This window comes from Thermomicrobiales bacterium, assembly GCA_023954495.1.
In the GTDB taxonomy this organism is placed as follows: Bacteria; Chloroflexota; Chloroflexia; order Thermomicrobiales; family CFX8; genus JAMLIA01.
The window spans coordinates 1-11,436 of sequence record JAMLIA010000093.1 but is presented as its reverse complement, the minus strand read 5'-3'; the positions used below and the strand labels follow the sequence as shown (position 1 = coordinate 11,436).

The 11,436-nt window shown below is 64.3% G+C and carries 10 protein-coding genes and 1 riboswitch; of the genes, 5 read left to right on the top strand and 5 right to left on the bottom strand.

The genetic code is table 11. The annotated features are described in order from the left end of the window. The coding region (locus M9890_13880; protein ID MCO5178042.1) for a hypothetical protein at positions 1-262 on the bottom strand (262 nt) is incomplete at its 3' end. 99 nt (positions 263-361) lie between these two features. Between M9890_13880 and M9890_13875 the strand changes: the two genes are divergently transcribed. After that, positions 362-922, top strand: a complete 561-nt coding sequence (locus tag M9890_13875; protein ID MCO5178041.1) for a DNA starvation/stationary phase protection protein — start codon at positions 362-364, stop codon at positions 920-922. 109 nt (positions 923-1,031) lie between these two features. Here M9890_13875 and M9890_13870 read toward each other — a convergent pair whose 3' ends face one another. Continuing rightward, entirely contained in the window at positions 1,032-2,312 is a 1,281-nt protein-coding gene (locus M9890_13870; protein MCO5178040.1) for an O-acetylhomoserine aminocarboxypropyltransferase/cysteine synthase, read from the bottom strand. Positions 2,313-2,440: 128 nt separating this feature from the next. Beyond that, positions 2,441-3,670 carry a homoserine O-acetyltransferase gene (locus tag M9890_13865; GenBank protein ID MCO5178039.1) on the bottom strand — a complete coding sequence of 410 codons (1,230 nt, stop codon included), beginning with the start codon at positions 3,668-3,670 and terminating at the stop codon, positions 2,441-2,443. A 438-nt stretch (positions 3,671-4,108) separates the two neighbouring features. Beyond that, positions 4,109-4,213: riboswitch (SAM riboswitch) on the bottom strand. Between the two features lie 120 nt (positions 4,214-4,333). Between M9890_13865 and M9890_13860 the strand changes: the two genes are divergently transcribed. The 4 genes from M9890_13860 to M9890_13845 are packed head-to-tail and all read left to right on the top strand — an operon-like array spanning position 4,334 to position 8,813. After that, on the top strand, positions 4,334-4,927 hold the full coding sequence (locus M9890_13860) for a TetR/AcrR family transcriptional regulator (GenBank protein ID MCO5178038.1): 594 nt from the start codon (positions 4,334-4,336) through the stop codon (positions 4,925-4,927). A 50-nt stretch (positions 4,928-4,977) separates the two neighbouring features. Then, complete coding sequence (locus tag M9890_13855; GenBank protein MCO5178037.1) at positions 4,978-5,496, top strand: hypothetical protein; 519 nt, start codon at positions 4,978-4,980, stop codon at positions 5,494-5,496. Between the two features lie 50 nt (positions 5,497-5,546). Further along, entirely contained in the window at positions 5,547-5,900 is a 354-nt protein-coding gene (locus tag M9890_13850) for a hypothetical protein (GenBank protein MCO5178036.1), read from the top strand. 48 nt (positions 5,901-5,948) lie between these two features. Further along, positions 5,949-8,813, top strand: a complete 2,865-nt coding sequence (locus M9890_13845) for an AAA family ATPase (protein MCO5178035.1) — start codon at positions 5,949-5,951, stop codon at positions 8,811-8,813. 97 nt (positions 8,814-8,910) lie between these two features. Here the strand turns inward: M9890_13845 and M9890_13840 are convergent, their stop codons facing one another. Further along, positions 8,911-9,870: a hypothetical protein gene (locus M9890_13840; protein ID MCO5178034.1), complete on the bottom strand. Its 960-nt coding sequence runs from the start codon at positions 9,868-9,870 to the stop codon at positions 8,911-8,913. 146 nt (positions 9,871-10,016) lie between these two features. Further along, a partial coding sequence (locus M9890_13835) for an MMPL family transporter (GenBank protein ID MCO5178033.1) occupies positions 10,017-11,436 on the bottom strand: 1,420 nt, incomplete at its 5' end.

Below are 11,436 nucleotides of genomic sequence, written 5' to 3'. Positions count from 1 at the left end.
CGACGATGCGATCGGCCTCGGCGGCGATCGGCAGGGCCGCATCCACGGCCACCGCCGGCAGGCTGGCCGCGCGCGCCTGGCAGGTGGCCACCGAGGCCGCCAGGGCCAGCTCGAAACGCTCGCGCAGCGCCGCATCGCCCGGTTGCCCGCGCCAGCGCGACCACAGCCCGTGCAGCCGGCCGCGGTCGCGGCCCAGCGCCTGGTCGATCCCGCGCCGGCCCGCTTGCAGGCACGTGCGCAGCTCGGCGGGTATCGTTTCCATCTATCGGACCGGGTGAAGGCTTCAATAACGCCAGGGGGTTTATTGTCTATTGTCGCAGCCCCATACATGATGTGTGCAATCCACCCCAAGGAGCAGAACATGGCCAAGACCAAGAGCAAGACCCCCAAGGGCAAGTCGCCCGCCGGCAAGACCGCTGCCAGCCGGGCCAAGGCCCCGGCCACCGCGCCGGGCATCGACATCGGCATTTCCGCCAGCGACCGCAAGCAGATCGCCGCCGGCCTGGCCAGCTTCCTGTCGGACTCTTTCACCCTGTACCTGCGGACCCACAACTTCCACTGGAACGTGACCGGGCCGATGTTCAACACCCTGCACACCATGTTCGAGACCCAGTACACCGAACAGTGGACGGCGCTGGACGAGATCGCCGAGCGCATCCGCGCGCTGGGCTTCGCCGCCCCGGCCAGCTATGCCGACTTCGCCCGCCTGAGCTCGATCCAGGACGGCCCGGCGGTGGACGGCGGCGACTGGCGGGCGATGGTGCAGCAGCTGGTAAGCGGCAACGAGGCGGTGTGCCGTCCCGCGCGCGAGGTGCTGGAGATCGCCGACGACGCCGACGACGCGCCCACCGAGGATCTGCTGACCCAGCGCCTGCAGACCCACGAGAAGTACGCCTGGATGCTGCGCTCGCTGCTGGAGTGATCTCCGCCAGGATGCATTGACCGGCAGGGGCAGCCGACCAGCGGTCGGCTCTACAAATGGGATGTGCCGTTGTAGAGCCGACCGTTGGTCGGCTGCCCGACCCGTGCGTTCAGGCCGCCGCCAGCGCCTGCTCCAGGTCGGCCAGCAGGTCTTCCACGTGTTCGATACCGATGCACAGGCGCACGGTGTCCTCGCTCACGCCCGCCAGCGCCAGCTCCTCCGGCGACAGCTGCCGGTGCGTGGTCGAGGCCGGATGGATGATGAGCGACTTGGCGTCGCCGACGTTCGCCAGCAGCGAGAAAAGTTGCACGTTATTGATGACTTCGCGCCCTGCCGCATGCCCGCCCTTGACGCCGAAGACGATCATCGCGCCGAAGCCATGATCGAACTGCTCAGCAGCAACGTCGTGGTTCGGGTGACTCTTGAGGCCCGGATAGGTCACCCAGGTCACACGCGGGTCGGCTTCCAGCCACTCCGCAACACGTTGCGAGTTCTCGCAGTGGCGCTCCATGCGCAGCGAAAGCGTCTCGAGCCCCTGCAGGAACAGGAACGAGTTCAGTGGAGCCAGAGCCGGGCCGAGGTCACGATACGGCTCGACACGCGCGCGGACGATCCAGGCCAGATCGCCGAAGCGCTCGACATAGTCCTCCATCTTCGGGAACTTGCCGTTGGTCCAGTCGAACTTGCCGGCGTCGATGATGACGCCACCGATGGACGTTCCGTGTCCGCCGATCCACTTCGTGGCCGAGTGGACGACGATGTCAGCGCCGTGCTCGATCGGGCGGCACAGGTACGGCGACGCGAAGGTGTTATCGACGATCAATGGCAGACCAGCCTCGTGGGCGATCGCAGCCACGTCCTTGATGCGGACGACATCGAGCTTCGGGTTGCCAATCGTCTCGATGTAGATCGCTCGTGTTCGGTCGTTGATTGCCGCCCGGAAGTTGTCCAGGTTCGACGGATCAATGAAGTTCGTCGTGATGCCGAGGCGCGGCAAGGTCGTGGCGAACAGATTGTAGGTGCCGCCGTAGAGGCTAGCTGCTGAGACGATTTCGTCTCCAGCCTCAAGGAAGGTGAAGATCGCGATCGACTCAGCAGCCTGACCGGAGCCGGTGGCGAGCGCGGCGATGCCGCCTTCGAGCGAGGCAATGCGCTGCTCGAAGACATCGTTGGTCGGGTTCATGATCCGCGAGTAGATGTTGCCGAATTCCTGCAGGCCGAAGAGTCGCGCTGCATGATCGGCGTCGTGGAACACGAACGACGACGTCTGATAGATCGGAACTGCACGCGACGTTGTCGTCGGATCAGGCTGCTGTCCAGCGTGGATCTGGCGGGTGTTGAACCCCCACTTCTCCTTGTTGGGAACTCCGTTGCTGTTGGCGTCAGTCATGTGTGTCGTCGTCCTTCACTCGTCGATTTCGATCAAACTGTGATGACCATCAAAGGGTTCGGATGGGCTGCATGCCCGTGGCTCGCGCGTCTGGGCGAACCGGGCGTGCCGAGCGCTCGTCGCCTAGCTCAATCGGCTGCCTCCGTCTCGTCGACATCGGCCGGGCGCGTCACCGGCGGCGCGGCCTGCCGGCCCACTCCGTCGCGAAGCACCGCATCGAGGCGCTCGAAGTCCTTGAGGAACGCGTCGTGGCCGTGCGGTGAGTTCAGCTCCCAGTAGCGCGCCACACCACCGCCGCGTGAAATCGCGTCAGCCGTCTCCTGCACATGCACCGTGGGGAAGAGCACGTCCGATCTCACACCGATGACGAGCGTGCGGGCGGTGATCCGTCGCGCGGCTTCAGCCAGTCCGCCGCGCTCGCGGCCGATATCGTGGCTATCCATGGCCCGCAGCAAGTAGAGGTAGGCGTTGGCATCGAAGCGACCGGAGAGCTTGTCGCCCTGGTAGTGTAGATAGCCCTCGACGTCGAAGCGACCGTGGAATTCCGGCCAGGCATTGTAACGCGCCACCGCATGGCGACCGAAACGCATCGTCATCGACTCGTCGGACTGAAAGGTCAGCATGCCGACCATGCGGGCCAGCGCGACGCCACCGGCGGGCTGCTGCTCGCCGTATGCGCCACCCTGCCAGGTCGGATCGAGCATGATCGCCCGGCGCTGAATCTCGTTATAGGCGATACCCTGAGCGTGGAAGCGGCCCGAAGCGGCGACAACGACCAGTCGGCGGACGCGCTCGGGAGCAGTCGCAGCAAACTCGACCGCCTCCATTCCGCCCAGTGAGCCTCCGATGGCGCAGGCCAGACAGTCGATACCCAGCCGATCTAACAGCCGCAACTGGGCATTCACCTGATCGCGAACGGTGACGGCCGGGAAGCGCGTGCCCCAGCGCTCGCCATCCGGCGCGATGGTGCATGGCCCGGTCGAGCCGTAGCACGACGCCAGCGTGTTGGCGCAGACGATGAAGAAGCGGTCGGTGTCCAGCGGTCGGCCGCTGCCGATTAGCGGCTCCCACCAGCCGGCGCGATCGCCGGGGATCTCCGAATGGGATGCAGCGTGCGAGTCGCCAGTGAGCGCGTGGAACACCAGGACGACGTTGTCACGATTCGGTGAGAGCGTGCCCCATGTCTCGTAGGCGAGGACGACATCATCGAGCGTTGCCCCGGCCTCAGTGACAAACGGATCAGCCGGCGTGGCAATGCGAACGGCCTGCTGCGCCGGGCTGGCAACCCAGTCAATGCCTGGTGCCGCGATGCCGTGTCCGGGTGTTGTATATGTGTCGATCGGCGTAATGTTCGTCATCTGTCGCAGCTCCCCCTGCTCGTCGTTCAAGTCGACTCTGGGAGCGCGCATGGACAACGGCGCGGCGCCCCCGCGCGGGGACGGGAAAAGCCCGTGGTACCACCCCGCTTCACCGTCGTTTCGCAACGACAGACTCAGCTGGTGCATGTCATGCACACATTGCCCTGTATCGGGGGCGATCCGGCGATTCCTACTTGGCGTTCGATAGTGCGAATACGATCGGCGCGTACCCTGTGGATACGGTGTCGTTCGCGGCTCGGCGCGGTTCAGAACGCTGCTCGGAGGTCATATTCGACGGGTTGTCGGTGCCACCTTCCACCATGCGTGGCTCGCTAGACCGGCAGTGATCCGTGTACTCGTCCTCGTCAAAGCCTCTGCACCCTGCGCCGGAGAGGAAGAACAAAAACACCACCTTTGCGAGGTGGTGGATGCTCACACTGCTCATCTTCCGGAACCTGGTTCCGGCGGATTTGGCACCGCACGTACTTGACGCCGGTTGCCGGGCTTCTAAGGGCCGATTCCCTCCACCACTCTGGATGAGCGCAGGGTCTATTCAGTTGTGCGTATGACGATACCAGTGCATTTCTGCGATGTCAACCCGCATGCAACGTCTGCGATACTGGGGCCAGCGAGTTCGTGCAGGCACGGAAGAGCTGGGGGCGGATGGCCGCGAACGAGCCGACAACAAGTACGCGCGACCCGGTTGCCACGCGCGCTGCGATTCTCGCAGCGGCGCGCGCACTCGTGCTGAGCAATCCCGGACGTCTCTCCATCCGCCGCGTCGCCGAAGAGGCCGGCATCACGCACGGCACGATCTATCTCTACTTCCGAGACAAGGACGACCTGCTCTATCAGGTGGCCGAGGCGTCGGCGCACGAGATGGTGGCGCACCTGCGCCGCATGCCACGCAACCTCAGCGCCGAGGAACGCTTGCGTCGGACCTGGCGGGACCTCGTCGACGCGGCGCTCGCGTCTCCCGATGCGTTCCACTTCGTGTTCACCTTGCGGCCCGCCCGCATGACCGGCCCGTCGAGCGTTCCACCGCTGGCTGCCATCCTTGAAGCGCCGCTGATCGACGCAATGACCGGACTCACCGTCGGCGTCGATGCACCGCAGGACGCTCGGGCTCTGCTGCTCAGCATTGTTGGGTTCGTCGAAGCGGTTCGATCCGGCATCGCGACCACAGACGAGCTCCGTCGCGCATCCGACCGCACGATAGACCTGATTCTGGCCGGGCTGCGCGTCCAGACCCGCTGACATCTCCGTAGGACTACGTACCTGCGATTGCCAAAGATAACAACTTGGAAATGCGCAATTCCACTGATGCCCGCTCGCTGAACGCGGTTCAGACTGTAGTCATGTCGTTTGAGCAGTTCAGCGACAGCGACAGCTGGCACACGCGACTCGTCATGCACAGGAGCGACCGAATGGTCAATCGGCTAGCCCGGCAATTCATCATTTCATTTCAATACACAATAGAGGAGCCGGACGAGCAACAACCAAACACGTCGCGTGACGCCGGCCAGTCGCCGGAAGAGGAAGGCTCGGACGATACCGCTGACTTCGACGAAAGGTCCTGGATCGAAGAGCTTGCCGAGGCGCTCCGTGAGCTTGCCCGGAAGAACAAGCCCGACGATCCGCAGTCGACTCTTCGCAGCTCAAGTCTCGCGAATTTCCCTCCCTCCCCATCCTCCCTCCTCGTCGAGGCGGCCGAGATCCCCAGTCGGCCGCCTCCCACGATTTTGGCCGCCCGGCCGCTTTTGACAGACCGTGGGGACAATGTTATGTTGGCTTTGTTCGAATCCCCAGATTGTTCGTTGTTGTAGACCGATGGCCCAGCCAACGTCTGGCCATGCATGTATCAGGGGGAATCAACATGTCCGCTATCCTGCTTCGTAGCCTCCTCAAACGATTCGATGAAGTGTCGTACATCAACCCTGATGGCAGCCCCATCAAGATGGTCGTCAGCCTGGACAACGGCGTCGTTCTGCGCGGACACGTCATCAGCGCTGAAGAGTGGCTGAGCCTGAACACGCGCGGCGGCGACGCGAGTCGCGATGAAGAAGCGCAGGGCAGCTGGCCGGAAGGCGTTGCGTTCTCACCAGACGACGACCGCTACTGCATGATGTATATGAGTCACGTTGAGTATCTGTCCGGTGGCCAATGGGTCGCCGGGAGCACCATCCACTTCTCGTCTGGCAAGGCGATAGCGCTGGGCGACCAGTACTAGCGACCAAACCATCGGCCACGGCCACTCGTAGGGGGGTGGCACAACACTATGCAGTTTGTCGCGCGCGATAAGGAAGTCTCCGCACTCCTCGCTTTGCTCGATCAATCGTACGCGGGGCAGGGAAGCGTTGTCTTCGTTATCGGAGAGCCGGGAAGTGGCAAGTCAGTCCTCCTCAGCAATTTCCTTGAGCGCGCCAATCTGCACGCCTCGCGGCCCCGCGTCGTTTTGGCGCGCTGTTATTCGGGCGACGACTCCACCCCCTACGCGCCGTGGCATCAAATCACCGCTCGCTATCCCGCTATGGAGAACCTGCTTCCGCCGCCACTCGGCACCGCAGCTCCGGCTGCACAGGGGATCGCCGAGCTCGGGCGGCGGGTTGCCTCGATTCTCAACGGCGCAGCACATGAAGTCCCGATGGTGCTGGTTTTTGAGGATCTTGAGCTGGCCGACTCCTCGACGCTGGCGCTGATCCGCACGCTCTCGCATCGTGTCGGATCCACGCCGCTGCTCCTGATTCTCACGATCAACGCAGCGCAACCGCACGCGTCGCTCATTGCAGATTGGCTTCACACGGTCTCCGGCGAATCCGGCGCAACAATCATGGAGCTTGCGCCGGTAGACGATCAGGCGATTACGCGCTACGTGAACGATGCATTCGCCGACCAGAGTCCAACCTATCGCCAGCGGGTGAGCCAGACACTGAGCCAGCTCAGCGGCGGCAATCTGCTGGTGCTGAACAATCTGCTCGGCGCGTTTGAAGCGGGCGAGATCGACCTGACCGACGCCGATTCTCTCGACCAGTTGCCGACCTCCCTCAGCGCGGTCGTCTCGGCGCTCTCCAGTCGCTTGAGTCGGGGAACGATCGCCGTCCTGACGCTGGCTGCAATCGTCGGCGAAGAGATCGATCTGGATCTCCTGGCGCATCTGAATAAAACGTCGGCGCTCAACATCGCCGAACACCTTGACGCTGCGCTCGCGCTCGGGCTGCTGATCGAGGACATTGACGGCACGATTCGCTTTCGCCACGTCGCATTCCAGCGTGTGCTCGCCCGCCAGCATCCGGCACTGCGCCGCCGACTCATCCATGCAGAAGTGCTGGAATGGCTGCAGCGCCAGCCGAGCAGCCACGCCAACGCAATCGCGTTCCACGCCGATCGCGCCGGTAAATCCGCCGAAGCCTACGCGGCACTGCTGCAGGCAGCCGATGAGGCGCGCGCCGAGTTCGGCTTTCCGGAAGCCGCCAAACTGTATCGTCGTGCGCTGAATGTCGGCGAGCGGGTCGGCATCGCCGACGCCGACGAGGACCGCGTTCGGCTGGCGATGGCGGACGTACTGGTCTGGAACGACCGACCACAAGGCACGCGCGAAATCGACCGCGTCGCCACGCGCGCGCGCCTCAGGGGCGATGCGCCCATGCTGGCGCAATCCGCTCAGCGCCGTGCCACGATGCTCTACGAGGACGGCGACGTTACCGGCTGCATGACGATTCTGCGCGAGGTTGTGCCGATTCTGCGTGACGAGCATGACGATGAAAGTCTCGGCACAGCGCTCTCTTACCTCGGCTACTGCTACGGCTCGACGAGCCAGTTCGATGATCTTGCACAGGTCGCCGAGGAGCTTCGCGTGCTGGCTGAACGCACCGGCCAGGCGATGTATCTCGCCATTGCGCTGCAATTCATGGCCAGCTTGCAGATCGCTCGCGGCGAGGGCGGCGACGCGCTGTCGCTCGTCCTGCAGAGTGTCTCGATCGCCGAAGAGCTTGGCCGCTACGACCTCGCAACCGACTACGCCGCAGTCGGCATCATGCGCGTCGCGCTCATCGCGCACCTCCACGAACCGGAGCGCGTGCGGGCGTTCGCGGCACGCGGCGAGGAGCTGGCTCGAACCCGCAGCGCGCACCTGCTTATGCCCGACATGCCTGAACCGGCGTTCGTCTACGCGCGCTTTCGGCTGGGCGAGTGGGACTGCGTCCGTGCGGTCCTCCCGACGCTGGAACAGCTCATCGAACGGTCACCTCAGGCGGTGCGCGACATTATCCACAATCTGCTCAGCGAGCTGGCGTTCGCTGAGGGTCGGACGACGGCTGGCGAAATCGCCCTGCGTCAGGTCGCCTCGACGCCAGAAAGTGGCGCCGGAGATCACTCTGTCCAGCACTGGATCAACGCCGCGACAGTGCAGGCACATCATTGCATCGTTCAGCGTGACATCAATGGTGCGGCGGCCTGGGAGCGGGCGATTGGGCAAGTTCTGAGCGGTCGGGAGTTTGTCCCCGGATCGTTGCTGCACGACCTCGTACACGGCCTGCTCGCCTACGCTCGCGGCGAGTCAGAGTCTGCACGACAAATCGCCACCGAGGTTGCCAGGCGATCCAGCGCGGCGCGGCACTGCATCGTCACCATCCATGCGCTCCTGCTCGCCTCGCGTGCCAGCCGGGGCCGTCTGGGCAGTAAGGCCGCGATTGAACCAGCTGACGATGCCGTGGACCTGGCGCGACAATGTCGCCTGCCGTTCGAGGAAGGGACCGCATTGATCGAGCGGGCGCAAGCATACGCCGTTGCCGGCATGTCGGCCGAGGCGGTCGAAGATCTACGGACTGCCCAGGAGATATTCGTTCGATTAGGCGCGACCGCCAGCGTCCGCGCCACAGAATCCCTGCTTGCCGACGTCCGACCGCAGCGACCAGCCGGGCTGACTGAGCGCGAGGTCGACGTCATTCAACTCGTCGCCCGTGGACTCTCGGATCGACAGATTGCCGAGCAGCTGTTCATCAGCCATCGGACCGTCACCACCCACGTCGGCAATCTGCTCGGCAAGACCATGACGAACAACCGAACCGAGCTGGCTATCTGGGCGGTGCGGCACGATCTTGATCTGCCTGATGGAGCGACCCCGGAGCGGGCCGCTGTCAGCTAAGGACAATCTGCTCGATGCTGACCCGTCCGGCAAACGGAGCGCCGCGATCGAGCTCCCCGGTGATGCCGACAACATTCACGGGGAACGGGGCACGTTCCTAACGTGAGAGCGCAGGCAAGGACGGGCCATCACTGGCCGCATAGCCGGTCAGCTCGACATACCCGAGGCCATCGACCGCCTGCCCGGCAACACTGCCCCCGACGACGATTTCGCCTTCCCAATAGATCACGCCGGTCGTCTCCTGCGTTTGCAGCTCCTGGTCTGCCATCGAGGGACGCAGGGTCAGTGACCAGTCATGGTCCGGCAACGTGATCTGCCAGGCAGAAGGGTAGGTCGCGCCGGTGTGCGGACTGGTCCACTCATCCAGCGTCTGGATGTTCACGTCGTCAGCACGAAGGTGCGTGGTGCCGCCAGTTGGATCGACGAGCGTACCGTAAGCCGTCACCAGTTCCCGATTCTCGTCGCGTACTACCGAAATGGTCAGCTCCCAGCCGGATGTGAGCTGGACGGAGAACCAGTCCCAACCACCGCCGCCGACCTGAATGAAGTCGCCCCACTGGTGGTCCATCCATGCTTCACCGTGAACAGTGAGCGGCTGTCCATCGACGGTCAGGCTGCCTTCGACACTCATCCGAGTGCGCGAGTAGTAGTACGAGCCGCCGGCAGCGCCGAACTCAACATAACCATCACCATTGTGCAAGGCGACCGGTTTCGTCGCACTCAGCTCAAAATCGAACGCGATCCCCGCGACATCGGCGGCAAGATGGTCGCTGCCGTTCGCGCCGCTCATCGTCCAGCCGCCGATATCGAAGCTGAAACCCTCGTCTGTTTCGCGGCGTGCATCCGGCGCGGCGCGCTGATCGTAAACAAACTGGTCTGCGGCGCTGTCGGTGATCGCGACGTGTGCGGCGTAGTAGGGTGCGAACATGCCGCGCTGCGCCTGGAAGATGACGTACTCGAATCCGTAGCGCACTCCGGCCTCGGTCGTGATGTGGCCGGTGTAGTACCACCACTCGGTCAGCCGGTCGTGCGGTGCTTCGTCCTGTGGCAGGCGCACGGGCTCAATTGCCGGTGTCGGAGCGAGCAGGGCAGCGGCACCCCCCGTCGCCGAGGGTTACGCCCAAAATGCGGCGGGCGTGGTGTCGGCGCCGCCGCAAGCGACGGTGAGCAGGCAGATCATCAGGAGCAGCAGCATCGCCCGGTTCAATGCTCAAACTCCCGCTTCGGCAGCAGACGAGCGAGCCAGCCGGGCAGCCACCAATTGATATCCCCAAGCAGCCGCATCGTGGCCGGCACCAGCAGGCCGCGCACGATCGTAGCGTCCAGCAGAATCGCGATCGCGATGCCGAGGCCGAGCGCCTTGACCAGCACGATTTGCGCCGTCACGAACGACAGCGTTACGACGACGACGATCAGGGCCGCGCCGGTGATGATCCGACCACTGCGCTGCAGCCCGATCGCCACACTGCTGGTGTTGTCGTGCGAATCGAGATAGGCCTCCCGAACGCGGGAGAGGAGAAAGACCTCGTAGTCCATCGACAGGCCGAACAACAGGCAGAACATCAGGATCGGTAGCGATGCCTCGACGAAGCCGAGCGGCTCGAAGTCGAGCAGCCGTGAGAAATGCCCCTCCTGGAAGATAAACACGAGCGCGCCATACGACGCAATGATCGACAGTGCATTCATCAGGATCGCCTTGAGTGGCAGCACCACCGAGCGGAACAGGAATAGCAGCACCAGGTAGGTCGAGAGCACGATCACCAGTGCGACGCGCGGGAATTCGGCGTACATCTCATTGACAACATCGACGATCTCAGCTGTGCCGCCATCGACCAGTATCTCCATGTCGCCGCCCATCTGCCAGTCGCGGATCTCGTGCAGCAGGTTGATGTTGGCGTCGTCCGTCGGCAGACCGCGGGTGTACAGCAGCACCACCGTCGCGTCCGGCCCGGCGAGTTGCTGCCGGGCGGCGGCGACGAACGGGTCGCTCATCTGACCCGTGTTGTAGAGCAGGTCGTATTGCGCCAGGCTGAGTCGCGGGTCGAGCGTCACCAGACTGTCGATCCGCGTCACGCGCTCATCAGCCGCGAAGTGCCGCGTGAAGTCCCATAGCGCCGCGAGGTTCTCCGGGCTGGTGATGCCGTCCGGCGTGCGCAAGGCGACGACGATTGGCGAGATTTCGCCATCGCCGAACTCGCGCCGCAGCACCTCGAACCCCTGCCGCGAATCAACACTCAGCGGCAGAATCGTCGCGTCCGGAGATGACAGCTTCACCTCGCGGAACGGCAAGCCCAGCAGGACCAGGAACGCCATCACCGGCACCAGCACCCACCAGGGATGGCGCATGACGGTGTTCGCCAGCACGGTCCAGAACGGGCTGCCGCCGTGCGTCTCGCGGCGGAACAGCCTACCGCGATCGATGTGCGGCCCGACGATGCCGAGCACTGCCGGCAGCAGCGTCAGCGCCCCCAGCACTGCGACGGCGACGACGAGCGCACCGGCGATGCCGACCGAGCGCAGGAACATGAAGTCGAACAACGCCAGCCCGGCAAGTCCGATCAGCACCGTCAGGCCCGAGAAGAACACCGCTCGTCCAGCAGTGCCGACGGTCACCTCGATCTCG

Excerpts from the sequence above, each read along its gene's own strand:
- M9890_13875 (MCO5178041.1), top strand. The coding sequence starts at position 362 with ATGGCCAAGACCAAGAGCAAGACCCCCAAGGGCAAGTCGCCCGCCGGC.
- M9890_13870 (MCO5178040.1), bottom strand. The coding sequence starts at position 2,312 with ATGACTGACGCCAACAGCAACGGAGTTCCCAACAAGGAGAAGTGGGGG.
- M9890_13865 (MCO5178039.1), bottom strand. The coding sequence starts at position 3,670 with ATGACGAACATTACGCCGATCGACACATATACAACACCCGGACACGGC.
- M9890_13860 (MCO5178038.1), top strand. The coding sequence starts at position 4,334 with ATGGCCGCGAACGAGCCGACAACAAGTACGCGCGACCCGGTTGCCACG.
- M9890_13855 (MCO5178037.1), top strand. The coding sequence starts at position 4,978 with ATGCGCAATTCCACTGATGCCCGCTCGCTGAACGCGGTTCAGACTGTA.
- M9890_13850 (MCO5178036.1), top strand. The coding sequence starts at position 5,547 with ATGTCCGCTATCCTGCTTCGTAGCCTCCTCAAACGATTCGATGAAGTG.
- M9890_13845 (MCO5178035.1), top strand. The coding sequence starts at position 5,949 with ATGCAGTTTGTCGCGCGCGATAAGGAAGTCTCCGCACTCCTCGCTTTG.